Below are 24,146 nucleotides of genomic sequence, written 5' to 3'. Positions count from 1 at the left end.
TGTAGACGGGCATGCCGTGAAAATCTTGAAGGAAAATGCGCTGCCAGCGCATTTCGCGCGGACGCGATCGGCACGATCACTTGCGTGTAAAAGTAGGGCGCTATACTCTGCCGGGCCGCGCGCAGGCCCTGCGCGGGGGTATGCACTCACCGCGCACACGCATTGAAAGCAATCTGTCAGGATGACGAGCGGACGTTTATGCAAATTCATTTTGAACGTTCGCGTGCGCATCTAAACTGGACTCGTCATTTCACGCTCCGAGTCCCTCGCTGGGGAATTCCATGTCAGACACCGTCATCGCCGCGCCGGTGGCAACGCCTTCGCGGCGGCCGAAAGACACGCTCGGCTGCGTGTCGAGCCTGCTGGCGAAGGATGTCGAGACGACATCCGGCGGCCTGAAGCTCCACCGCAAATGCATGCGCGAAGCGCACGTCGAACGCATCGAGATGCCCGCGTGCGACCGCGGCTTCCTGGTCGGCGTGTCGCTGAACGGCGGCCACCGCCGCACGCTCTACGGGCGTGCCGGCGCGAGCGAGCGCCGGTTCCAGCACCACTCGATCTACATTCGCGATTTTTCCCGTCATTTCCACGCCGACCTGTACGGCAACTTCGACTTCGTGCTGGTCGAGCTGCCGCATGCGTATCTGGCGCGCATCGGCCCCGAGCACGGCGGCAGCCCGGTCGACGGCCTCACGTGCCGCGTCGATGCGCGCGACCCGGTGCTCGGGCATCTCGCGCACGCGGTGGCCGACAGCCTCGACACACCCGGCCCGCTGAACGCGCTGTTCATCGAACAGGTCGGGCTCGCGATGGGCGCGCATCTCGTGCGCCGCTACGGCAACGCGCGCACGCGCGAACTCGAGCACAAGGGCGTGCTGTCTCCCGCGAAGGTCGCGCTCGCCAAGGAGCTGTTGATGGAAAAGGCGGACCTCGGCGTGTCGATCGAGGAAGTGGCGAACGAATGCGACCTGTCGCGCGGGTATTTCATCCGCGCGTTCTCGCGCACCACCGGCCGCACGCCGCACCAGTGGCTGCTCGAACAGCGCGTGATGCGCGCTCGCGAGCTGATCGAGACGTCCGACATGACGCTGGCCGACATCGCGGTCGCGTGCGGCTTCGCCGATCAGAGCCATCTGAACCGCCTGTTCGCGCGGATCGTCGGTCATCCGCCCGGCGCGTGGCGGCGCGCACGGTCGCGCTGACCGGCATGGACGCACGCCGGGCCGTTACCGCACCGGCGTCGCGTCGTAGTTGACCGGCACCCAGTCGTACTGCGCACCGTCGCGGCGCAAATGCCCGAGCCCGGGAAACGCGATATGCGCGGCACCGACGAGATAGCGTCGAGCGGCGACGCGCTTCAGCGTGTCGCGCCGCGTGCGGCGGGCCGTGCCGGCATCGCTGTCGTACTGGACCGTCGCGTCGACGTCGCGCAACTGGATCGCCGCCACGTGCACGATGTCGCCCCACGCGAGCAGGCCCGCGTTGCCGCTCTCGATCAGATAGGCCGTATGGCCCGGCGTATGGCCGGGCATCGGCACCGCGCGAATGCCGGGCGCGAGCGTCGCGTCGCCGCGAAACGTCTTGAAGCGGCCGGCCGCGACGTAAGGCGCGACCGCCGCGGCGGCCGCATCGAAGAACGACGCGAGAAACGCCGGCGCGTGCGCCTTGTTGGCCGGATCGAGCCAGTACGCGGCCTCGACAGCGTTCACCCGCACGACGGCATTCGGAAACGTCATCGCGCCATTCGACGCAATGCCGCCGACATGGTCCTTGTGCAGGTGCGTGAGCAGCACTTCGTCGATCTGCGCGGGCGCGTAGCCGGCCGCGCGCAGGTCGTCGAGCAGCTTGCCGCAGCAGTCGCCGTACAGCGTGCCGGCGCCCGCATCGACGAGAATCCGCTTCGATCCGGTATCGACCAGGAACGCGTTGATCGACCCTTGCACGGGCGGCTCCAGGAAGGCGCGATCGAGATCGCGCCGGATCTCGTCCTTCGAGATGTCGCGGAACACCGTGTCGACCGGAAACGGATGAGTGCCGTCGGACAGCGCGATCACCGTGAAGTCGCCGATCTTCTGCCGATAGAAGCCGGGGGGCTGCCGGCCCGCGGCGGGCACGGGAGCGTCGGGCGGCACACCGGACGCCGCGTCGGACGGCACGCCGGCTTGCGCAAATGCCGCAGGCGCCAACAGGCCCGCGCACCCGGCCACGATCAGCAAACGCGCCGCCTGCGCGACGCACGCGTGCCGGAACAGGGTCTTCATGTCTTCTCCGTGACGAACCGTACGCGCGCCCGGCCACGAATGGAACGGCCCGCGCGACACGCGATGTCGCGCAGCTTATCGGGCGCCATGGCGAAAATCCTGAGCGCTGCCTGAATTGTCCTGAAGACGCAGCGCACGCACGGGGCTGCCGCGCGACCCGGCGCTAGAATGCGATCCGCATGCAATGCGACGTTGCAACCCGCCCAAGGACGACCCCATGGACAAATTCTCCGCGCTGCGCGCATTCGTCGAAGTCGCGGAAGCCGGCGGCTTCTCGAGCGCGGGGCGCCGGCTCGATCTCGCCGCTTCGTCGGTCGTGCGCGCGGTGGACGCGCTCGAAGCGTCGCTCGGCACCGTGCTGCTGAATCGCACGACGCGGCAGGTCACGCTGTCCGATGCGGGCGCCGTCTACTATGCGCGAGCGAAACGCGTGCTCGGCGAACTCGCCGATGCCGACGCGCTGGTGGCCGACCGCGGCGACGCGCCGTCCGGCCCGCTGCGCGTGTCGGTCCCGGTCGCCTACGGGCTGCGCCGCCTCGCGCCGCACGTCGCCGCGTTCGTCGCCCGCCATCCGAAGCTCGACCTCGACCTGCAACTCACCGACGAACGCGTCGATCTCGTATCCGCGCGAATCGACGTCGCGATCCGGCTCGGCGACGCGGCGCCAACCGCGGAAGTCGTCGCGCGCCCGCTCGGCACGTTCCGGCGCTACGTGGTCGCGAGCCGCGCCTACCTCGACGCGCACGGCACGCCCGCGACGCCGGCCGAACTGGTCGATCACGCGTGCCTGCGCTTTCATTTCGGCGTCGACCAGCAGACGTGGACGTTCGTGGGTGCGCCACGCACGACGCAGGTCGTCGTCACCGGGCGGCTGAAATCGAACCACAGCGAAGTGCTGCGCGAGGCCGCGCTCGACGGCGCCGGCATCGCGCTGCTGCCCGACTGGCTGGTCGATACGGACCTCGAAGCCGGCCGCCTGCAACGGCTGTTCGATCAATACGACGTGACGCCGGGCTCGGCGCGCGCGGTGATCACCGCGCTGTACCTGCCGAACCAGCGCGGCTCGAAGCGCGTGACCGCGTTCATCGATTTCGTCGAATCGCTCGCTCGCGCGCGGCCCTGAGACGGGCGACACGGAGCGATGCCATGCGTCACCAGCCGAACTTCGCTTCCATCCCGACGTAGTCGGCGTTGCGCGCGCCGAGTGCGCGAATCGACGAGCCGAGCTGGAAGTGCACGGCCTCCAGCGCGAGCGCGACGTTCGCGTTCACGAGCCAGTCGACGCGCGCCTGCGCGTACATCCCCGTCCATGCGCCGCCCTTGCCCGCCGTGCCCGGCACCGCCGACATCCCCTGCCCGTAGATCGCGTCGGCCGTCGTCTGCCGCCACTGGAAGCCGACGGCGGTGAGCACCGTCACCGAGCTGGCCGGCTTGAAGGTCAGCGACGGCTTCACGTGGATCAGGTTGCTGTACCCGGTATAGCCGGCGAGCGTGAAGTAATAGCCGTTCGGAAACATCGGGTTGAACGTGCCGACGCGCCGGTCGCCCGGATGCGCGTCGCCCGATGCACCGTCGACCTGGATGCCGATGCGCGGCGTGCCGGCCGTCTTCGCGAACGTGTAGCCGCCCAGCGCGCCGAACGCCCACGCGCCGACCGTGTCCTGTCCGACGTGGCCCGTCTGCAGCATCGCCTCGACGTCCCAGTCGAACCCGTCGGTCTTGCCCGCGTAACGCATGTCGAACACGTCGCGACGCTCGGTGCCGGACGCATCCGGATAGCGCGCGTTGTCGCGCGTGTAGCGCGACCAGTACGCGGACAGATCGCCGGGCCCCGTGCCGGTGCGCTCGACGCGCACGCCGTCGAATCGCAGATGGCGGTTCGACACGTCGTCGAACGCGGCCGCATTGCGATACTGCACCGGGCGCGTCACGTAGCCGATCAGGCGCCATTTGCCGATTTCGTAATCGGTCCACAGTCCGTCGTACGCCTGCCGCACGTTCGGGCCGTCGCGCACCGACACGAAGCGCTGCAAGTCGAACGCCATCTCCTGCCGGCCGATCCGCGTCTTGAACGTGCCCGGCCCCAGTTGATCGACGTATGCGACGAACGCCTGCTCGACGTCGAGCTGATCCTTGTCGACGGGGCCGACCGTGTCCTTGCCGAACGGCCGCGCATCGACGAACTGCACGAACGCCTGGAAGTGCCCGCGATAACGCAGGTCCGCGTGCACGTTCGCGCGCTGGATCACGTAATTGTCGTCGTGCGCGGCGCCGAGGCCGAACAGCGGCGCGTTGTTCAGTTCGAAGCGCTCGCGCAGGTTCGCGCCGAGCGACAGGTAGGTCGACGGATCGTCGCCGAGCCGTATGTATTTCAGCGCGTCGAACGGCTTGCGCGGCACGCACGGATTCGCGAGCACCGACCAGTCCTCCTGCCAGCGGTTGAACAGCACCGTCGGGCGTTTCGCGGTGCACGACGCCGCGGCGGCAGCCGGCGACGCGGCCGCGCCGCCCGCCGCCTCGGCATCGGCGCCGACGGCCGAACCCGCATGCAACGCGGCGCCGCCCGCCAGCACGACGCACGGCAGCGCGCCGCGCCACGATCGCTTCATCGGCCGGCGCACCGTCATTTCGACCGCGCGTGGATTTCGGCGACGTAGCCGCCCGGGAACTGCACGAGCGCCGCGTCGCGGCCGTCCGATTTGAACGGCGGCACCAGCACCGTCACGCCCGCGGCTTCGGCCTGCTTCAGCGTCGCGGCGAGATCGGCCACTTCGTAGCCCGTCATTTCACGCCCGAACGGGTACGGCAGGTGACCGTCGGTCGCGAGCACGGTCATCTTGCCGAAGCCCGATTCGATGCGAATGCGGCGGTACGTATCGTTCGGCCGGCCGATCTCGATGCCCGGCGCATGGCGCACGTCCGACACGATCTTGCCGTGCGAGAACGCGGCGAAGTTGCGTGCGAGCTTGCTCGCGCTTTCCGGCGACACGTACACGCGATTCTCCGGCACCGTCTGCAGCGCGTCGTAGTTCGGCGCCTGCGTATGCCAGTACAGCTGCATGTTCACGCCGCCCGGCCAGCGAACGATCGCGTCGCGTCCGATCGGGTCGGGAAACGTCGATACGACGATGTCCGCGCCATGCGCGCGCGCCGACTTCACCGCGACGTCCATGTCGGTGACGAGATAGCCGGTGCGTTCCTCGCAGAACGGGTACGGGATCGGCGTCTTGAAGCCGAACACCGAGATCGTGCCGACCGGCGTCAGCACGAGCTGCGACATCGTCTGGCTCGGCGTCGGCGTGACCTGGAACACGCCCTGCTTCGACTTCTTGCCGCCGAAGGTCGCGACGAAGCTGTCGGTGAAGCGGTCGAAGTCTTCGGGGGCGACGCACACGTGCGTCGTGTCGTACTGCGGGCCGACCGCAATGGCTGGCGACCGCGCCGCGGCGGCCGGCGATGCGATGTCGTCGAGGTGGGTTTCGTCGGCGAGCGCCGGCGCGCCGGCCAGCAGCGCGACGAGCACGGCCGACGATGCGGCGGTCATGCGCAGCATGTCGCGCAGGTTCAATGAATTCATCGGTTTTCTCCTTGATGGTGATGCGCGCGGCCCGGCGCCGCGCGCGGATTCGGATTCAGCGGGATACAGGCCACTCGTCCGGGCGGCCCGGACGACAGGCGAGAAACACGCGCACCGCGCGCGGGAGACGGCGCAGACTCGTCGTTTCGACACGGTCGTCGCCACGTCACCGAATGGCGGGAACGCTGCCAGCCCGGTCTCGCCTATCGTTGAGCACGGTGACGAGGACGAGCCCGCCGATCTCGACCACGATCGCCATCGCCGCCCATACGGACCCGGGGTGCAGGCCGAAGTGCGCCTGCTCCGCGGCGGCCGCATCGAAACCCAGCAGCGTGTACACGCCCGCGATCAAATACGCGGACACCAGCATGAGACGCGAGACCGGCAGCACCCATGGCTGCGACAGCAGCACGCGGACCCACGCCGAGTTCCGTAGACGAGGCGCGTCGTCATCTCATACCGCCCAGCACGAACAGCCGAACGCACCCCAGAAGCCCTTCGCGTCGGACGTCGGCAACGCGTTTGCCCATGCGTTCGCGTGCGCATGCTGGTGAACGTTGCATTCGTTCGCGCAGCCGCACATCGCGGCGGCGGCCGCGCGTTGCAACGGTGCGCCGTTGCGCTGCGTCGCGCCCCAGCCGCCATAGCCCCCGAACTCGCGAACGGGCGACCAGTCCGGCATCGCCGGCGGGATCGGCGCGTCGTGCGACGCGAACGGCCCCGCGCCCCATACGATCTTCCCGTCGACCACCGTCAGCAACGCGGTCGTGCCGGCGATATCGTCCTCCGCGCACGCGAAGAAATCGCGGTCCGGGACGATCAGGTCGGCCAGTTGCCCGACCGCGATGCGCCCTTTCTTGCCCTCCTCGTTCGAGAACCACGTCACGTACTCGGTCCACATCCGCAGCGCGGTTTCGCGATCGAGCAGGTTGCGCTGCGGATACATTCTGAGGCCACCGACCGTCTTGCCCGTCACGAGCCATGCAAGCGACACCCACGGGTTGTACGACGCGACGCGTGTCGCGTCCGTGCCGGCCGACACCTTGAGCCCCTTCGCGAGCATCTTCGCGACAGGCGGCGTCGCCTCCGCGGCTTGCGCGCCGTAGCGCTCGACGAAGTATTCGCCCTGGTACGCCATCCGGTGCTGCACCGCGATACCGCCGCCGAGCGCGGCGATCCGGTCCATCGATTGCTCGGTGATCGTTTCCGCGTGATCGAAGAACCAGTTCAGCCCTTCGAGCGGGATGTCTTCGTTGACCTTCTCGAACACGTCGAGCGCGCGGCTGATCGTTTCGTCATAGGTCGCATGCATGCGCCACGGCCAACGGTTTTCCGCCAGCACGCGCACGACACCTTCGAGGTCATCCTCCATCTGCGCGGGCAGATCCGGCCGCGCCACGCGGAAGTCTTCGAAGTCGGCCGCGGAAAACGCCAGCATCTCGCCCGCGCCGTTATTGCGGAAGTAGTCGGTGCCGTCGTGGTACTTGACGCTCTTCGTCCAGTTCACGAAGTCTTCCTTCTCCGCATTCGGCTTCTGCGTGAACAGGTTGTACGCGATCCGGATCGTCATCTCGCCCGTGTCGTGCAGCTTGCGGATCACTTCGTAATCGTCGGGATAATTCTGCGACCCGCCGCCCGCGTCGATCACGCCCGTCACGCCAAGCCGGTTCAGCTCGCGCATGAAGTGACGCGTCGAGTTGTACTGATACTCGAACGGCAGCTTCGGGCCTTTCGCGAGTGTCGCGTAGAGGATCGTCGCGTTCGGGTTCGCGAGCAGCAGGCCGGTGGGGTTGCCTGCGGCATCGCGCAGGATCGTGCCGCCCGGCGGCTCCGGCGTGTCCTTCGTGTAGCCGACCACCCGCAGCGCCGCCGCATTCAGCAACGCGCGATCGTACAAATGCAGGATGAACACAGGCGTATCGGGCGCGACTGCATTGAGTTCGGCGATCGTCGGCAGCCGTTTCTCGACGAACTGATGTTCGGTGAAGCCGCCGACCACGCGCACCCACTGCGGCGCCGGCGTGATCGCGACCTGCTGCTTGAGCATCTCCATCGCGATCGCGAGCGACGGCACGCCGTCCCAGCGCAGTTCCATGTTGTAGTTCAGTCCGCCACGAATCACGTGGCAGTGGTTGTCGATCAGACCCGGCAGCACGCCGCGGCCGCCGAGATCGACGACCTTTGTCGCGCGGCCCGCGAGCGGCATCACGTCCGCTTCGCTGCCGACGGCAACGAAGCGTCCGGCGGCAATCGCGACCGCCGTCGCGACGGGGTTCGTGCGATCGAGCGTCGTGAATCGTCCGTTATGCAGGATCAGATCCGGTTGGGTCACGGTTGCGGTCATATGCATCATCTCTTGTTGATCAGAAGCCAAAGAGTTGTTTCACGGGGGGTAAGGCTTGTACGCCGATCAGCATGCCGAGCAGCCCGACCAGCGCAATCAGCGGCGGTGCGGGAGAGCGAACCTTGATGGCGCTGTAAATCACACCGATCAGCACACCCGCGCCAAGGGAAACCAGATAAGGTTCCATGCAATAAATCTCCCGGACAATTTCGAATGCAGGGGCTGTATTTCGACCCGCATGCCGCGGGCGGCATTCGTGTTTCGGTCACGTCCGCCGCCCGCGGCAATGGAGCCCATGCGACGCGTTCACATCGAACCCGCCGCACCGGCATCAGCGGTCGCCGGTCGTCCGCGCTTACTTCGCCGGAACGGCCGGAATCGACTCGTGCGGCGTCGCGGTGCGTTGCGGCGCCTTGTGGAGCATCGTGTACGCGTAGTCCACGCCCATCCCGTATGCGCCCGAATGCTCCTTCGCGATCGCCATCACCGCGTCATACGTCTCGCGGTGCGCCCAGTCGCGCTGCCACTCGAGCAGGACCTGCTGCCACGTGACCGGCACCACGCCGGCCTGCACCATGCGCTGCATCGCGAAATCGTGCGCGGCCTGCGTCGTGCCGCCCGATGCGTCGGCGACCATGTAGATTTCGTAGTCGCCTTCGAGCATCGCGCAGAGCGCGAACGTCGTATTGCAGACTTCGGTCCACAGACCCGACACGACCACCTTCTTGCGGCCGTTCGCGGCCAGCGCGTCGCGCACCTTCTGGTCGTCCCACGAGTTCATCGACGTGCGTTCGAGCGTCTTCTGGTTCGGGAACACGTCGAGCAGCTCGGGATAGGTGTGGCCCGAGAAGCTCTCGCTTTCGACCGTCGTGATCGTGGTGGGGATGTTGAAGACCTTCGCGGCCTTCGCGAGCCCGACGACGTTGTTCTTCAGCGTCTGACGATCGATCGACTGCACGCCGAACGCCATCTGCGGCTGCTGGTCGATGAAGATCAGCTGGCTGTTGTGCGGAGTAAGTACTTCAAGCTTCGGATTGCTCATGGTGGTGATGTCCTTTGACGCGGAGAAAAATGAGGCTTGCCCGGCCGACGCATCCGCGAGGCATCCAATGCGCCATGTCGGAAGCGTCGGCAGTCGGCCTGCGTCATTCAATACGCGAAATTTCGACCGCACCAGTTAATTGTTCTGATTCTCACCGCGCTCTGAATTCAGACTGAAAAGATCTGAATTTCATTGAATCGGCTAACGATGAACACGCAGACCTGATAGGCTGGCCCAAGACTTTCGGATCGACGCCAGACCGGTATTTATCCATATTTTTAACGGCCGTCATTCCGTCCTATATCTATGAAACCGTATATTGCTTCGCTTCTCGCCGGCATCCTCGCCGGCGTCGTCTACGCGCTGATCGGCGTGCAATCGCCGGCGCCGCCCGCCGTTGCCCTGGCTGGCCTGCTCGGCATTCTGGTCGGCGAACAGATTCTTCCCGTGGTGCGACGGATGTTCGATGGCATCCGCCTGGGAACCGCATGGCGCGACGCGAAGTGCAGCCAGCACATGTTCGGCGCGCTGCCCGGCGCGCACGCCGATGCTTCCGCGAAGCACCGCGAATCGACACCGACGTGACAGGCAGACGTCGAGCGAATGCGGCGGCGGCCCGGCCGTCGGCACACATGCGTGCGTGCCTCGATACATCGGACGACGAACCATTGTTAACAACATGGGGTTCAGCATTGCTCGACGGCGCGACACCGCCTGATGCCCTTGTCGTAGCAAAACTCGTCATGAAGCTGTCTTTCGAAGCACTCGATGCACTGGACGCGATCGACCGCACCGGTAGGTTTTCTGACGCCGCAGTTGGTGCACCGCGTGCCGTCCGCATTGACATATCTCGTACAAAAGCGCGAAAGCGATCTCGACGTCGCGTTGTTCGATCGCAGCGGGCGTCGGGCGAAGCTCACGCGCGCGGGCCGCGTCGTCGTCGAGGAAGGCCGTCGTCTGCTTCATGCCGCCGAGCAGCCTGAACGGAAGGCGCAGCGCGCGCAGCAAGGTCGGGAAACCGGTGTCCGCGTCTGCATCGTGGAGATACTGCCATTCGACATGATGTGGTCATACGCCCACGCGTTCTACATGCGAAGGACTCGCGGTGGGTACGCTCCCGGACTGCATCGCGGCACCCGCGATCGCGCAAGGCAGGCTTGTCGCGCGAAAAGTCACCGGCATGCGCGGCACGACCCATTGCTATATCGCGTGGCGCGCCGACGAAGCCGGGCGCGCGTTACGCTGGTGGGTCGAACAGCTCGGTCACCCGGACCTCGTCGACCGGTTCACCACTGCTGCGCTTTCTGTAGCCGCCCGCCGCGTGCGCGACGAACGCCGTGCGGAACCGGCGCTCAGCGCGACGCGGAGGGTTCGCCGGTCCGGCCGGCGCGCCAGGTAAGGAAACAAAGCAGCGCGAGCGGCAGCGCCAGTGCCCAGAACGCGGCGTACAGGTAGGCGCTCGCCCCGGCGCCCGCGCCGAGCGCGAAACCGGCGACCGGCGGCAACGTGCGTCGCAGCCGCGCGCGTGCGGCTTCCCGTTCGGCCGGCGCGGCGATCGGCACCAGCCAGTCGAATGCATCGATGACCGCCTGCGTGACGTTGCCGGTCATCACGGTGTTCGCGACGACGGTGCGCGCGGTCAGCCGGCCGTGCGCGTTCTGCACACCCATTGCCGCGGCACCCAGCAGCCCGCAGACGATCGTCGCGGGCGCATCGGCACTGCCGATCGGCGACGCCGCGACGCCCGCGAGCATGAATCCGGCCAGCAGGATCGTCTGCAGTGCGTACAGCGAGCGCGCCCGCACGCCATGCCCCCGCACGCGCATCCGGTGATCGAGCACGCGGGCGGCCACGATGCCCGCGATGAATGCCGGAAACGCGAGCCACTTGATCATAAGGCCCTGGCCGACCCCGGCAAGGCCCGAGCCGATCAGGATGAAGTTGCCGGTGACGTGCGCGGTAAAGAGCCCGAACAGCGCGACGAAGCCGAGCGTGTCGACGTAGCCGGCGATCGAGGCGAGAAACACGTCCTCGCCGCGCACGCGATCGGGGGCCGCCGCGCCCGCTGCCGTTACTTGCGCGGGTTGCATGTCGTGGCTTCCGCGGTTTTGTGGATGGGGTCCGCATCGCGAGCCTGCGCGGCGAGCGCACGCAACGGCGCCGGCACGAGCGGGATCGCATGCTCGCGGACGACGATGCCGAACAGGCGCGCCAGCGCGATCAGCGGCGGCGCGGGCGACTGCACGCGCACGAGGGGGTGCAGGAGGCCGACTGCGATGCGGGCTCCCGGCGAGATCAAGTAAGGCATGGTCCGTTCCGGTTGTACCGCCGGCCGGGCCGGCCGAAGGGCTTCGGCCTCGTGCGGCGGCTCGGGAACAAGACTAGGGAAGGCGGCCCTGAAAGTCATGGCGGCGAACTGAATCGTTCTGAACGTGCGGTGCGGTGCGGCGCGGCGACGCACGCACGCGACGACCGCCGACGAACCGACCGCCACGCCGCCGCCTCACACCGGGATTCAGAACGATTCAGCCACGACGTTCGTCGCGTGGCCTATGCTCGGACAGCATCGGACGCGACCGTATCGCGCACCGTCCGCATCGAACCGGGATTCTCACCATGACGACCGACACGCTCGCACTCACCCATCACACCGTTACGGCGAACGGCATCCGCCAGCACGTCATCGATGCCGGCGCGGGGCCCGTCGTCGTGCTGCTGCACGGCTTCCCCGAAACCAGTTTTGCATGGCGCTTCCAGATTCCGGTGCTCGCGCGGCACTATCGCGTGATCGTGCCCGACCTGCGCGGCTACGGCGAAACCGACAAACCCGCGGCCGGCTACGACAAGCGCAACATGGCGCGCGATCTCGCCGCGCTGCTCGACGCGCTCGGCATCGAGCGCATCGCGCTCGTCGGGCACGATCGCGGCGCACGCGTCGCGACGCGTTTCGCGAAGGACTTCCCCGAACGCGTCGAGCGGCTCGTCGTGATGGACAACGTGCCGACGCGCATCGTCGCGCAGAACATGACCGCGCAAACGGCGCGCGCGTACTGGTTCTTCCTGTTCCACCAGGTGCCCGACCTGCCGGAGGCGCTGATCGCCGGCAAGGAAGCCGAATGGCTCAGCTACTTTTTCGCCGACTGGTGCTACAACCCGCACGCGATCTCGGGCGATGCGTTCGACACGTACGTGCGTGCGTACCGACGCCCGGGGGCCGTGCGCGGCGCGCTGGCCGACTATCGTGCGAACGCGGAAGACGTGCAGCAGGACCTCGTCGATGCGGACGTCAGGATCGCGTGCCCGACCATGGCGATCTGGGGCGAGGATTTCTACGCGGTCGGCAAGATGTTCGACATGAAGGCCGTATGGGAAGGCATGGCGACCCACCTGCGTGCCGAGCCGATCGCGCAGTGCGGGCATCTGCCGCACGAGGAGCAGCCCGAGCGCGTGAACGCGCTGCTGCTCGATTTCCTGCGCGGCTGGGCCGGCTGACGCCACGCGCGCCGCACACGGCATCATCGGGGGGAACATCGGATGGAACACGGAGCGGGCCGCAAGGCCGTCATCGCCGGCGGATCGGTCGGCGGGCTGTTCGCGGCGACCGCGCTGCGCGCGGCCGGCTGGGACGTCCGCGTCTTCGAGCAATCGCCGCACGCACTCGACAGCCGCGGCGGCGGCATCGTGCTGCAACCGCCGATCGAGCGCGCGTTCGCGTTCGGCGGTGTGCTGCTGCCGCGCGAGGCAAGCGTCGATTCGATCGACCGGATCTACGTCGATGCGCACGACCGGATCGTGCAGCGCTTCGCGATGCCGCAGACGCAGACGGGCTGGAACGTGATCTACACGGCGCTCAAGCGTGCGCTGCCCGCCGGCGTCATCCACGCGGGCGACGCGTTCGAACGGTTCGAACCGGACGGCGAGCGGATCGTCGCGCATTTCGCGAGCGGCCGCGCCGAGACGGCCGACCTGCTGATCGGCGCGGACGGCGGCCGCTCGACCGTACGCGCGCAATTGCTGCCGGACGTGCGGCCGACGTATGCGGGCTATGTCGCGTGGCGCGGGCTCGTCGACGAACGCACGCTGCCCGAGCAGGTGCTGGTTCTGCTGCGCGAACGCTTCACGTTCCAGCAAGGCGACCGGCACCTGTTCCTGACCTATCTGGTGCCCGGCGCCGACGGCACGATCGAACCGGGCAAACGGCGCGTGAACTGGGTGTGGTACCGGCGTCTCGCATCCGACCGGATGCCGTCGCTGTTCGTTGCGCGCGACGGCACGCAACGCGACGGGTCGCTGCCACCCGGCGCGATGCGCGACGACCACCGCGCGGAACTCGTCGACGCCGCCGACCGGATGCTCGCGCCGACGCTCGCCGCGCTCGTCGATGCAACCACCGCGCCGTTCGCGCAGGCGATCCTCGATCTCGCGGTCGAGCGGATGGCTTTCGGGCGCGCGGTGCTGCTCGGCGATGCCGCCTGCATCGTGCGCCCGCACACGGCGGCGGGCGTCGCGAAAGCGGCGGAGGACGCGGTCGGCCTCGCCGAAGCAGTGCGCAAAGTCACACGCGGCGCCGCGTTCGATGCCGCGCTGGCGGGCTGGGACGCCCGTCAGCGCGCCGCCAGCGCATCGATCGCCGCGCGCGGGATCGCACTCGGCGCGCGGCTGATGGGCGCGGCGTGAACATGCGCCGGCCGGGGGTCGACTGCATGGCGCTGCGGATCGAATCCGGGATTCAGTGCGCGCAGCACGCTGGCGCGCCCGCCGTCGTCATCGGGCAGCTGCGGCTGCCCGCGCGCGAAAACCGGGGTCGCGACCGCCGCGAGCCACGCGGCGATCGCCAGCCCCGTCACGCGTCTCGATACGGCGCCCCGCTTCATTGCGCGCTCGCGGTCGATACGGCGCCCGACGTCGCGGTCATTGCCGAGTGCCGGCCGCCATGCGCGATCGCATACAGCTCGCGATTGCGCGCGATCGTCTGCGCGCTCGGCGGATAGTCCGTGTTCAACGTCGGCAGCGACCCGTCGCGCTCCGCCTGAATCAGGTCGGCGCGCACGTCGGCCCGCGTGACCGGATGGCCGGTGGTCTGCGCAAATGCGACGATCGGTGCGCTCAGCGCACAGGAAAGCAATGCCGCACGAATCAGGTGGTTCATGATGTTCACCTCTCGAAGATAGCGTGTTAGCGTCCGCCGATCAGGCCGGACATCCGCTCCGCATCGATGCGATGAGGAGTGGTGTCCATTCTGCGATTCGCGCGCTGTCCGGAAGGTGAGGCTTCGATTACGGTCCTGTCATCTATCGCGGCCGGGCTGCACCGCAGCGCCGGTCAGCGCGTCACGGTTTCGGTGTTTCGGACGCTGCCCAGAAACCGCGTCAACTCCACCGTCTGCGGCCGCTCGAAGATCTCGTCGGCCGTCCCGCTCTCCCACACGCGCCCCTGATGCATGAACACGATCCGGTCGCTCACCGCACGCGCGAAGTTCATCTCGTGCGTGACCATGATCAGCGTCATGTCCTCGCGCGCGAGTTGCTCGACCACGCCCAGCACCTCGCCGACGAGCTCCGGATCGAGCGCGGACGTGATTTCGTCGCACAGCAGCACGCTCGGCTTCATCGCGAGCGCCCGCGCGATCGCGACGCGCTGCTGCTGGCCGCCCGACAACTGTTCCGGAAACGCGTCGAACTTGTCGCCGAGGCCGACGCGCTCGAGCATCAGTTCCGCGATCGCGCGTGCCTGCTGGCGGTGCGCCTTCTTCACCACCGACTGCGCGAGCATCACGTTCTGACCCGCGCTCAGGTGCGGAAACAGGTTGTACTGCTGGAACACCATGCCGACCTTCAGCCGCAGCGCGCGCAAATCCGCATGCCGTGCATCGACGCGTTCGCCGTCGACCGAGATCGTGCCCGCGTCGATGCTCTCGAGCCCGTTGAGCGTGCGCAGCAGCGTGCTCTTGCCCGAGCCGCTGCGGCCGATGATCGAGACGACCTGCCCGCGCTCGACGGAGAAATCGATGCCCTTGAGCACATGATGGGTGCCGAAGTTCTTTTCGAGACCCCGGGTTTCAACGAGCGGCATGCCATCTCCTTTGCAACGTGCGCGCATAACGGGTAAGCGGATAACAGAGCGCGAAATAGATCAGCGCGACGAGGCCATACACGACGAACGGCCGGAACGTCGCGTTCGAGATCGCGATGCCGACCTTCGTCAGCTCGGTGAAGCCGATGATCGACACCAGCGCCGTGTCCTTCACGGCCTGCACGCCGAAACCGACCGTCGGCGCGATCGCGATGCGCGCGGCCTGCGGCAGGATCACGTGACGCAACTGCTCGACGTAGCTCATCGCCAGGCTGGCCGACGCCTCCCACTGGCCTTTCGGCACGGCCTCGACACAGCCGCGCCAGATCTCGGCCAGATACGCGCTGGTGAAGAACGTGAGCCCGGCCGTGGCCGCGACCCACGGCGGCACGTCGAGCCCGACGAGCGGCAGGCCGAAGAACACGATGAACAACTGCATCAGCAACGGGGTGCCCTGGAACACCTCGATATAGAGCTTCGCGACGCCGCGCAGCACCGTCGAGCCCGATACGCGCATCACGAGCAAGCCGAGGCCGACCAGGCCGCCCGTCACGAACGACACGATCGACAGCACGATCGTCCAGCGCGCGGCCAGCAGCAGGTTCGCGAGAATCTGCCCCAACGTGAAATCGGTCATCGCGCACCTCGCACGCGACGGGTGAACAGGCGGCGGCCCATCGCGCCAAGCGTGGCGCGCAGCAGCAGCGCCATCGCCAGATACGCGAGCGTGATCACGAAGTACGTCTCGAAGGCGCGGAAGTTGCGCGACTGGATGTAGCTGGCCGCATAGGTCAGATCGGCCACCGAGATCTGCGACACGACGGCCGAGCCGAGCATCGTGATCACGATCTGGCTCGACAGCGCGGGAAATACCTTGGCGAGCGCCTGCGGCAACACGACGTGACGCAGCATCTGCGCGCGCGACATCGCCAGCGCGGACGCGGCCTCGAGATGCCCTTTCGGCACGGCGGCCACGCCGGCGCGCACGATCTCGACCGAGTACGCGCCGAGATTGAGCGTCATCGCGAGGATCGCGGCCGTGTACTCGTCGATGTGCACGCCGAGCGCCGGCAAGCCGAAGAAGATGAAGAACAGCTGGACGACGAACGGCGTATTGCGAATCGCCTCGACGTACGCGCCGATCAGCGGGCGCAGTCGCACGGCCGCGCGCGCGTCGGCGCTGTACGCGGCCGCGCCGAGCACGCCGACGGCGACGCCCAGCACGGTCGCAACCGCGGTCAGCGCGAGCGTGATCGCCGCGCCGCTCGCGAACACGCCGACGTACTCGGCGAGCTCGCCGAATTGAAGCTGGTAGCTCATGGGACGGGGATAAATTCAGGTTCGGACAACGACACGCGCCACGCCGGGCACCCCGGCCGCGGCGACGTATCCGGCGACACGGCGATGCGTCACAGTCCGGCCGGCAACGGCTGGCCGAGCCACTTGCGCGACATCTCGCCCAGCGAGCCGTCCTGCTTCGCATGCGCGATCGCATCGTCGATCTTCGCGAGCAGGCGTGGTTCGTTCTTGTTGACGCCGACGAAGCACGGCGAATTCTTGATCACGAACTTGACCTCGGGGCGGCGCGGCGGATTCTTCGCGAGAATCGCCGCCGCGACGATGTTGCCGGCCGCGATCAACTGGACCTGCCCCGACAGGAACGCCTGGATCGTCGCGTTGTTGTCCTCGAAGCGCTTGATCGTCGCGTTCGGCGCGAGCTGCGACAGCGCGATCTCCTCGAGCGCGCCGCGCGTCGCGCCGACCGTCTTGCCGGTGAGGTCGGCCGGCGTGCTCACCTTCACGTCGGACGGCCCGAACACGCCCTGGAAATACGGTGCGTATGCGCTCGAGAAGTCGATGACCTTCTCGCGCTCCGGCGTCTTGCCGAGCGACGAGATCACCATGTCGACCTTGTTGGTCGTCAGGTACGGAATCCGGTTCGCGCTGTTTACGGGCACCAGCTTCAGCTTGACGCCGAGCGACTTGGCGAGGAGTCCTGCCATGTCGATGTCGTAGCCCTGCGGCTGCATGTCCGTGCCGACCGAACCGAACGGCGGATAGTCCTCGGGCACCGCGACGCGCAGCGTGCCGTTTTTCGCGATGGTGTCGAGCGCATCGGCATGGGCCGGCGCGGCGGCGAACAGCGCGATCACGGGAGCGGCGAGCAGCGCAGCTAGCCAGGTGCGTCGGGGGAACGGTCGGGTCGTCGGGCTCACGGTGAATCTTCCTTGTCTGGTATGTCGTCGAGCGACGCGCAACGATTGCGCGGTCCACACCACTCCAGCAAAAACCGGGCCATTGCCGTCAAACGCTTGCCCCGCCGGCACGAGACGGAAATTTCGGCGAACCGCTCGGCGTGCCGAATTCCTCATTTCGGTGCACGAACCGGCGCCGTCGGTAACGGTTGCCCTCGCAGCGCGCGCCGGCGCACCAAATTACCTATCTGGTTCACCCGTCGCCGCGGCCCTATGCACGGATTCGAACAGGCCCAGTCCAAATTTGCATTCCGTTTGTGACGGGAATTACGGCTGAATACGTTCGCGACGTACCGTGCCTTTCGTCACGTCCGACGAATCGCGATCAGGACGGGCGCGCTCGATTCGGTGCGCTGCTCCTCCGGTACCGGTGGCCCCGATCGTCCCGCGATCGAGGCGAATCCAATCCCATCCGCGCGCGAGGATACCGTCATGGCATCGATTCCCGACCCGTCGACAACCGGCGAAACCGACAAACGCAGCTGGCTCGAATCGCACGAAGCCGGCTATCACCAGACCCTCGGCAATCGACAGGTGCAGATGATCGCGATCGGCGGGGCCATCGGCACCGGGCTGTTTCTCGGCGCCGGCGCGCGGCTGCAGGCCGCCGGCCCGGCGCTCGCGATCGTCTATCTGGTGTGCGGCGCGTTTTCGTTCCTGATCCTGCGCGCACTCGGCGAACTCGTGATGCATCGCCCCAGCAGCGGCAGCTTCGTGTCGTACGCGCGCGAGTTCCTCGGCGAAAAGGCCTCGTTCGTCGCCGGCTGGATGTACTTCCTGAACTGGGCGATGACCGGCATCGTCGACATCACCGCCGTCGCGCTCTACATGCACTACTGGGCGCCGTTCGCGGCCGTGCCGCAGTGGATCTTCGCGCTCGTCGCGCTGTGCATCGTCGCGACGATGAACCTGATCGGCGTGAAGTGGTTCGCCGAGATGGAGTTCTGGTTCGCGCTGATCAAGGTCGCTGCGATCGTGCTGTTTCTCGTGATCGGCGCGGCGATCCTCGGCACGGGCATGCCGGTCGCCGGTCATGGCACCGGCATGCATCTGATCACCGACAACGGCGGGTTCTTTCCGCACGGGCTGATGCCGGCGCTGGTGCTGGTGCAGGGCGTGGTGTTCGCGTTCGCGGGCGTCGAACTGGTCGGTACGGCCGCCGGCGAATGCAAGGATGCGCGCAAGGTGCTGCCGCGCGCGATCAACAACGTGATCTGGCGCATCGCGATCTTCTACGTCGCATCGGTGGTTCTTCTGGTCTGCCTGCTGCCGTGGAGCGCGTACAAGGCGGGCCAGAGCCCGTTCGTCACGTTCTTCGGCGCGCTCGGCGTGCCGGGCATCGGCTCGGTGATGAACCTGGTGGTGCTCACGGCCGCGCTGTCGAGCCTCAACTCCGGCCTGTATTCGACGGGGCGCGTGTTGCGTTCGCTGTCGATGGGCGGCTCCGCCCCCGCGTTCCTCGCGCGAATGAGCGGGCAATCCGTCCCGTACGCAGGCATTCTGGTGACGGTCGCGATCTACGTGGTCGGCGTGCTGCTCAACTACCTCGTGCCGTCGAGCGTGTTCGAGATCGTGCTGAACATCGCGTCGCTGGGCATCATCAGCACCTGGGGCTTCATCGTCGTGTGCCAGATGAAGTTCCGCGCCGCGGTCAGGCGCGGCGACGTGGAAGACGTGTCGTTCAGGATGCCGGGCGCGCCCGTCACGTCGTGGCTCATGCTGCTGTTCCTGCTCGGCGTGCTGGTGCTGATGGCGTTCGACTACCCGAACGGGACGTGGACGATCGCGTCGATCCCGCTGGTCGCGCTGCTGCTCGTGGCCGGCTGGAAGTGGCTGAGCCGCCGCGCGCGCCGCGCGCTGCTCAAGCCGACGATTCCGTCGATCACGCTCACGCAGAACGTGCTCGAGAAAGGCGAGAACTGACTCGCTACGGCATGCGCGCCGTCCGTTGAAGGAACCGCCGCCGGGTTTCCGACGGCGGTCGCCAACCGCGCTCAGTGATGCTCGTACAACGGCTGCGTGTCGAGCGACGCGAGCGATGATGTCGCCGTCCTGGCCGCGTCGGTCGGCTGGGCAGCGGCCGATTGCGCTTGCTGCGCGGCGACCTTCGCCTCCGCGGCCTGGATGTCCTCCGGATAGTACGGATCGGTGCCGATGGGACGATAACCGGCCTTTTCGACGCGGACGAGATCGGCACGCACCTCGGCGCGGGTAACCGCATGGTCGGTGGTTTGCGCAAATGCGACGATCGGTGCGCTCAGTGCGCAGGACAGCAGGACTGCACGAATCAGGTTGTTCATGATGTTCACCTCTCAAAGATGGCGTGTTCGCGTCCGCAGATCAGGCCGGACCTCCGCTCCCCATCGATGCGATGAAGAGTTGAGTCCATTCTGCGATTCGCGCGCTTTCCTGAAGGTGAGGCTTCGATTACGGTTTTGTTATCTGATCGCCCGTTCTTCTATCGTCGGCTTGCGCCGTGATTACTTTATCAACCGCATGCCAGCGACCTTTGAGGCGGCCACGTCGAAGGTTGCTGTGTACTCGCACCCGACGACGTGTGCCGACCGCTCGATCAGGCAATCCGCAAAATCCGCCTTCGGTGATGCCGCGAAAACGCGAAGTGCCTTTCGCACCGTGTCAGCGCCTTCAACGGCCAGTTCCTTCGTAGCGGTCATCGAGTCGATGATGTCTGTTATCTGTTCGCGCTCTACGCCGTAGCAACGTCCCAGCACCCAGACGACCTCGACCAGCGCCACCTGCGAAACGTACCCCGGACGCTCCGCCGACAACGACTCCATCAGCGCGGTCGCCCTCTTTGATTGCACGGCATCGTCTTGAGCGAAATAGCGGACCAGCACGTTCGTATCCAGTCCTATCATCGCGCGGACGCTCCCTGTTCGGCGATGGCCCGATTCATGTCCTCGATTGACACCGATTTCTCGGGCTTTTTCACGATGCCCTTGAGCGAGGCGAGCGAGCGCGTGGCCGGGTAGATCTCATACCGGCCCGTTGCCTCGTTGAAGCTGAATTCGATCCGGTCTCCGGACTCCAGGCCTAGTTGATTGCGTACATCCACCGGAATGGTCACCTGACCCTTTGAAGTAATAGTAGCTGCTGTCATTTGCGGCACCTCCAATATTCCTTACTTTATGGTAAGGAATATGAAAAAGCAAGGGCGAGCTACCGGCGACCACCGCCGACGCTGCAGTGCGCCCGCACAGATAACGGTTTCGTAATCCTCGAGTCAGGGTCGGGTCAACGCCGCGCCGGCAGACTGCGTGCTCGTCGCATCGAATGCGCATCCGAGCCCTGCTTCGAGGAGCACCATCATGTGGATCGTCCGGCTGGCGTTACGCAGGCCCTACACGTTCGTCGTACTCGCGCTGCTGATCTTCATCGCGGGGCCGCTGGCACTGCTGCGCACGCCGACCGACATCTTTCCGAACATCGACATTCCGGTCGTCAGCATCGTCTGGTCGTACAACGGCTTCTCCGCCGAGGACATGGCCAAGCGGATCACGTCGAACTACGAACGCGCGCTCACGTCCGACGTCGACGACATCGAGCACATCGAGTCGCAATCGCTGAACGGCGTGTCGGTCGTGAAGGTGTTCTTCCACCCGGGCGCCGACATCAATCGCGCGATCGCGCAAGCCGCGAGCAACGCCGCGTCGATCCTGCGCATCCTGCCGCCCGGCACGCTGCCGCCGAACATCATCACGTACAACGCGTCGACGGTGCCGATCCTGCAGCTCGGGCTGTCGAGCGACACGCTCGCCGAGCAGCAGCTGTACGACCTCGGCAACAGCTTCATCCGCACGCAGCTCGCGACCGTCCAGGGCGCGGCGGTGCCGCTGCCGTTCGGCGGCAAGATCCGCCAGATCGTCGTCGATCTCGATACGCGCGCGCTGCAGGCGAAGGGGCTCGCGCCGATCGACGTCGTGAACGCGATCAACGCGCAGAACCTGATCCTGCCGGGCGGCACCGCGAAAATCGGCACGCACGAATACAACGTGCAGATGAACGGCAGCACGCAGACGGTCGCCGCGCTGAACGACCTGCCGGTGAAGACGATCGGCGGCAACGTCGTGTACGTGCGCGACGTCGCGCACGTTCGCGACGGCTACGCGCCGCAGACCAACATCGTGCGGGTGGACGGCAAGCGCGCGGCGCTGCTGACGGTCGAGAAGACCGGCAGCGCATCGACGCTGACGATCATCGACCAGGTGAAGGCGATGCTGCCGAAGATCGCGGCCGGGTTGCCGAACACGCTGCGCATCGCGCCGCTCGACGATCAGTCCGTATTCGTGAAGGCGGCGGTCCAGGGCGTCGTGCGCGAAGCGCTGATCGCCGCGTGCCTGACCGCGCTGATGATCCTGCTGTTCCTCGGCAGCTGGCGCGCGACGCTGATCATCGCGATCACGATCCCGCTCGCGGTGCTCACGTCGCTGCTCGCGCTGTCCGTGCTCGGGCAGACCATCAACATCATGACGCTGGGCGGGCTCGCGCTCGCGGTCGGCATTCTCGTCGACGACGCGACCGTCGCGATCGAGAACATCACGCATCATCTCGAGCTCGGCGCGCCGCTCGAGGAGGCCATCCTGACCGGCGCGGGCGAAATCGCGGTGCCGACCTTCGTGTCGACGCTGTCGATCTGCATCGTGTTCGTGCCAATGTTCCTGCTCACGGGTGTCGCGCGCTATCTGTTCGTGCCGCTCGCCGAAGCCGTGATCTTCGCGATGATCGCGTCGTACTTCTTCTCGCGCACGCTGGTGCCGACGCTTGCGATGGCGCTGATGCGCGCCAAAGGCAGCGGCCGGCCGCCGCGCGGCGCATTCGCACGCATCGCGCGGTTCCAGGCCGCGTTCGAGCATCGCTTCGAGGCCGTGCGGCTGCGCTATCGCGCGCTGCTGTCGGCGGCGATCGCGCGGCGGCGCCGCTTCGCGGCCGCGTTCCTGCTCGCCTGCGTCGCATCGACGGGCCTCTACGCGTTCGCCGGGCAGGACTTCTTTCCGTCGGTCGACACCGGCGAGATTCGCCTGCATTTGCGCGCGCCGACCGGCACGCGGATCGAGGAAACCGCGCGGCTCACCGACGAAGTGGAAGCGAAGATCCGCAGCGCGATTCCGGCGAACCAGCTCGCGGGTGTACTCGACAACATCGGCGTGCCGGTGAGCGGGATCAACCTCACGTACGACTCGTCGGACCCGATCGGCACCGAGGACGCCGACGTGCTCGTCACGCTGAAGCCGGATCACGCGTCGACCGCCGCGTACGTCGCGAAGCTGCGCAACGTGCTCGCGCAGGCGTTCCCCGGCGTGACGTTCGCGTTCCTGCCGGCCGACATCGTCAGCCAGATCCTCAACTTCGGACTGCCCGCGCCGATCGACATCCAGATCGTCGGCAACAAGCTCGACCAGAACCGCGCGGTCGCGAACGCGCTGCTCGCGAAGCTGCGCGGCGTGCGCGGGCTCGTCGACGCGCGCATCCAGCAGCCCGGCGACGAACCCGCTATCAACGTGAACGTCGATCGTACGAAGGCGATCCAGGCCGGTCTCGACCAGCGCGACGTCGCGCAGAACCTGCTGATCGCGCTGTCCGGCAGCTCGCAGACGACGCCGAACTTCTGGCTCGATCCGCGCAACGGCGTCAGCTACCCGGTGCTCGTGCAGACGCCGCAGTACACGGTGAATTCGCTGCAGTCGCTCGCGAACGTGCCGCTGCCCGCCGGCACCGCCCGCTCGCCGCAGACGCCGGCCGGCGGCCCGGCCGCGGGCGCGCCCGCGCAGAACCTGCTCGGCGCGCTCGGCTCGTTCTCGCGCGCGACGCAGCAGGCCGTGGTGTCGCACTACAACGTGCAGCCGGTGCTCGACATCTTCGCGTCCGTGCAGGGGCGCGACCTCGGCGGCGTCACGGGCGACGTGACGAAGCTCGTCGACGCCGCGCGCGCGCAACTGCCGCCCGGCGCGTCGATCGTGCTGCGCGGCCAGGTGCAGGCGATGCACGAGTCGTTCGCGGGGCTGCTCGGCGGCCTCGCGCTCGCGATCTCGCTGGTCTACCTGCTGATGGTCGTGAACTTCCAGTCGTGGCTCGATCCGCTCGTGATCGTCGGCGGACTGCCGGCATCGCTCGCCGGCATCGCATGGATGCTGTTCGTCACGCGCACCACGCTGTCGGTGCCCGCGCTGACCGGCACGATCCTGTGCATCGGCATCGCGACCGCGAACAGCATTCTCGTCGTGAACGCAGCGCGCGAGTTGCTCGCGGCCGGCGCGCCGCCATGGCAAGCGGCGCTCGACGCGGGCTTCAACCGCTTCCGGCCCGTCGTGATGACCGCGCTCGCGATGCTGATCGGCATGTTGCCGATGGCACTCGGCCTCGGCGACGGCGGCGAGCAGAACGCCCCGCTCGGCCGCGCGGTGATCGGCGGCCTCGCGTTCGGCACGGTGTCGACGCTGCTGTTCGTGCCGGTGCTGTTCGGCTTCGTCCATGCGTGGCTCGCCCGGCGTCGCGACGCCGCGGCAGCGCGGCACGCGCAGCACGCACCCGATACGCCGGCGCTGCGTTGAGCGCGGACGCCCGCCCCTTCTCATCC

25 protein-coding genes and 1 pseudogene are annotated in these 24,146 nt (G+C 67.2%); 8 read left to right on the top strand and 18 right to left on the bottom strand.

The annotated features are described in order from the left end of the window. Positions 1–281 precede the first annotated feature (281 nt). Positions 282–1,202: a helix-turn-helix domain-containing protein gene (locus H0X91_RS09705; RefSeq protein WP_006485986.1), complete on the top strand. Its 921-nt coding sequence runs from the start codon at positions 282–284 to the stop codon at positions 1,200–1,202. Between the two features lie 24 nt (positions 1,203–1,226). On the opposite strand, the gene H0X91_RS09700 is transcribed toward H0X91_RS09705, so the two are convergent. After that, the gene (locus H0X91_RS09700; protein WP_060266421.1) at positions 1,227–2,261 is read right to left on the bottom strand and encodes an MBL fold metallo-hydrolase; all 1,035 of its coding nucleotides are present in this window, start codon (positions 2,259–2,261) and stop codon (positions 1,227–1,229) included. 217 nt (positions 2,262–2,478) lie between these two features. Between H0X91_RS09700 and H0X91_RS09695 the strand changes: the two genes are divergently transcribed. Beyond that, the gene (locus H0X91_RS09695) at positions 2,479–3,384 is read left to right on the top strand and encodes a LysR family transcriptional regulator (protein ID WP_058903723.1); all 906 of its coding nucleotides are present in this window, start codon (positions 2,479–2,481) and stop codon (positions 3,382–3,384) included. Between the two features lie 28 nt (positions 3,385–3,412). Here the strand turns inward: H0X91_RS09695 and H0X91_RS09690 are convergent, their stop codons facing one another. From H0X91_RS09690 to H0X91_RS09665, 6 genes are all read right to left on the bottom strand, one after another. Then, positions 3,413–4,870, bottom strand: coding sequence for an alginate export family protein (locus H0X91_RS09690; protein WP_196432985.1), 1,458 nt, complete (start codon positions 4,868–4,870; stop codon positions 3,413–3,415). Positions 4,871–4,884: 14 nt separating this feature from the next. Next, complete coding sequence (locus H0X91_RS09685) at positions 4,885–5,838, bottom strand: VOC family protein (protein WP_006483423.1); 954 nt, start codon at positions 5,836–5,838, stop codon at positions 4,885–4,887. Positions 5,839–6,004: 166 nt separating this feature from the next. Continuing rightward, positions 6,005–6,250 (bottom strand): DoxX family protein, encoded by a 246-nt coding sequence (locus H0X91_RS09680; protein WP_048986070.1) that lies wholly within the window; start codon positions 6,248–6,250, stop codon positions 6,005–6,007. 42 nt (positions 6,251–6,292) lie between these two features. Then, positions 6,293–8,182 carry an amidohydrolase gene (locus tag H0X91_RS09675; RefSeq protein ID WP_048986098.1) on the bottom strand — a complete coding sequence of 630 codons (1,890 nt, stop codon included), beginning with the start codon at positions 8,180–8,182 and terminating at the stop codon, positions 6,293–6,295. Between the two features lie 19 nt (positions 8,183–8,201). Continuing rightward, positions 8,202–8,369 carry a DUF1427 family protein gene (locus tag H0X91_RS09670; RefSeq protein ID WP_006484386.1) on the bottom strand — a complete coding sequence of 56 codons (168 nt, stop codon included), beginning with the start codon at positions 8,367–8,369 and terminating at the stop codon, positions 8,202–8,204. Positions 8,370–8,537: 168 nt separating this feature from the next. Next, positions 8,538–9,224 (bottom strand): hydrolase, encoded by a 687-nt coding sequence (locus tag H0X91_RS09665; RefSeq protein ID WP_006498490.1) that lies wholly within the window; start codon positions 9,222–9,224, stop codon positions 8,538–8,540. A 306-nt stretch (positions 9,225–9,530) separates the two neighbouring features. Between H0X91_RS09665 and H0X91_RS09660 the strand changes: the two genes are divergently transcribed. Beyond that, positions 9,531–9,809, top strand: a complete 279-nt coding sequence (locus H0X91_RS09660) for a XapX domain-containing protein (protein WP_060211395.1) — start codon at positions 9,531–9,533, stop codon at positions 9,807–9,809. 158 nt (positions 9,810–9,967) lie between these two features. Further along, positions 9,968–10,623, top strand: a pseudogene (locus H0X91_RS34955) (LysR family transcriptional regulator). Here H0X91_RS34955 and H0X91_RS09650 read toward each other — a convergent pair. Together H0X91_RS09650 and H0X91_RS09645 are read right to left on the bottom strand one after the other, a co-directional pair. Beyond that, positions 10,577–11,314 (bottom strand): YoaK family protein, encoded by a 738-nt coding sequence (locus H0X91_RS09650; RefSeq protein ID WP_058903726.1) that lies wholly within the window; start codon positions 11,312–11,314, stop codon positions 10,577–10,579. The pseudogene H0X91_RS34955 and the gene H0X91_RS09650 overlap by 47 nt on opposite strands. Next, a complete protein-coding gene (locus H0X91_RS09645) occupies positions 11,296–11,532 on the bottom strand; it encodes a DUF1427 family protein (protein WP_058903727.1) in 237 nt (78 codons plus the stop codon). Before H0X91_RS09645 ends, H0X91_RS09650 begins: the two co-directional genes overlap by 19 nt. Before the next feature lie 308 nt (positions 11,533–11,840). On the opposite strand from H0X91_RS09645, the gene H0X91_RS09640 reads away from it, so the two are divergent. Both H0X91_RS09640 and H0X91_RS09635 read left to right on the top strand, forming a co-directional pair. After that, positions 11,841–12,716 (top strand): alpha/beta fold hydrolase, encoded by an 876-nt coding sequence (locus H0X91_RS09640; RefSeq protein WP_006484390.1) that lies wholly within the window; start codon positions 11,841–11,843, stop codon positions 12,714–12,716. A 42-nt stretch (positions 12,717–12,758) separates the two neighbouring features. Next, entirely contained in the window at positions 12,759–13,901 is a 1,143-nt protein-coding gene (locus H0X91_RS09635) for an FAD binding domain-containing protein (protein ID WP_077057082.1), read from the top strand. On the opposite strand, the gene H0X91_RS09630 is transcribed toward H0X91_RS09635, so the two are convergent. From H0X91_RS09630 to H0X91_RS09605, 6 genes are all read right to left on the bottom strand, one after another. After that, positions 13,829–14,098, bottom strand: a complete 270-nt coding sequence (locus H0X91_RS09630; RefSeq protein ID WP_012493778.1) for a hypothetical protein — start codon at positions 14,096–14,098, stop codon at positions 13,829–13,831. The genes H0X91_RS09635 and H0X91_RS09630 overlap by 73 nt on opposite strands. Beyond that, positions 14,095–14,373 carry a DUF4148 domain-containing protein gene (locus H0X91_RS09625; protein ID WP_062886082.1) on the bottom strand — a complete coding sequence of 93 codons (279 nt, stop codon included), beginning with the start codon at positions 14,371–14,373 and terminating at the stop codon, positions 14,095–14,097. Before H0X91_RS09625 ends, H0X91_RS09630 begins: the two co-directional genes overlap by 4 nt. A gap of 173 nt (positions 14,374–14,546) precedes the next feature. Continuing rightward, a complete protein-coding gene (locus H0X91_RS09620) occupies positions 14,547–15,296 on the bottom strand; it encodes an amino acid ABC transporter ATP-binding protein (protein ID WP_006493844.1) in 750 nt (249 codons plus the stop codon). After that, a complete protein-coding gene (locus H0X91_RS09615; protein ID WP_006484388.1) occupies positions 15,283–15,933 on the bottom strand; it encodes an amino acid ABC transporter permease in 651 nt (216 codons plus the stop codon). Before H0X91_RS09615 ends, H0X91_RS09620 begins: the two co-directional genes overlap by 14 nt. Then, positions 15,930–16,616 carry an amino acid ABC transporter permease gene (locus tag H0X91_RS09610; protein WP_006484385.1) on the bottom strand — a complete coding sequence of 229 codons (687 nt, stop codon included), beginning with the start codon at positions 16,614–16,616 and terminating at the stop codon, positions 15,930–15,932. The genes H0X91_RS09615 and H0X91_RS09610 overlap by 4 nt, the downstream gene beginning before the upstream one ends. 89 nt (positions 16,617–16,705) lie before the next feature. Continuing rightward, positions 16,706–17,512: a transporter substrate-binding domain-containing protein gene (locus H0X91_RS09605; protein WP_012337456.1), complete on the bottom strand. Its 807-nt coding sequence runs from the start codon at positions 17,510–17,512 to the stop codon at positions 16,706–16,708. 471 nt (positions 17,513–17,983) lie between these two features. On the opposite strand from H0X91_RS09605, the gene ansP reads away from it, so the two are divergent. Beyond that, a complete protein-coding gene (ansP, locus tag H0X91_RS09600; RefSeq protein WP_196432984.1) occupies positions 17,984–19,474 on the top strand; it encodes an L-asparagine permease in 1,491 nt (496 codons plus the stop codon). A 71-nt stretch (positions 19,475–19,545) separates the two neighbouring features. On the opposite strand, the gene H0X91_RS09595 is transcribed toward ansP, so the two are convergent. From H0X91_RS09595 to H0X91_RS09585, 3 genes are all read right to left on the bottom strand, one after another. Next, entirely contained in the window at positions 19,546–19,851 is a 306-nt protein-coding gene (locus tag H0X91_RS09595; protein ID WP_077057143.1) for a DUF4148 domain-containing protein, read from the bottom strand. A gap of 180 nt (positions 19,852–20,031) precedes the next feature. Then, the gene (locus H0X91_RS09590; RefSeq protein ID WP_006484379.1) at positions 20,032–20,430 is read right to left on the bottom strand and encodes a PIN domain-containing protein; all 399 of its coding nucleotides are present in this window, start codon (positions 20,428–20,430) and stop codon (positions 20,032–20,034) included. Beyond that, positions 20,427–20,672: an AbrB/MazE/SpoVT family DNA-binding domain-containing protein gene (locus H0X91_RS09585; RefSeq protein ID WP_012493780.1), complete on the bottom strand. Its 246-nt coding sequence runs from the start codon at positions 20,670–20,672 to the stop codon at positions 20,427–20,429. Before H0X91_RS09585 ends, H0X91_RS09590 begins: the two co-directional genes overlap by 4 nt. Before the next feature lie 208 nt (positions 20,673–20,880). Here H0X91_RS09585 and H0X91_RS09580 point away from each other — a divergent pair, with 208 nt between their 5' ends. Then, positions 20,881–24,120: an efflux RND transporter permease subunit gene (locus tag H0X91_RS09580; RefSeq protein WP_196432983.1), complete on the top strand. Its 3,240-nt coding sequence runs from the start codon at positions 20,881–20,883 to the stop codon at positions 24,118–24,120. The last annotated feature ends 26 nt before the right edge of the window (positions 24,121–24,146 follow it).

Origin of the sequence: Burkholderia sp. 9777_1386 (assembly GCF_015712265.1) — a bacterium.
In the GTDB taxonomy this organism is placed as follows: domain Bacteria; phylum Pseudomonadota; class Gammaproteobacteria; order Burkholderiales; family Burkholderiaceae; genus Burkholderia; species Burkholderia cenocepacia.
Note: the sequence above shows the minus strand (reverse complement) of the source record. Positions and strands in the feature narration are given on the sequence as shown.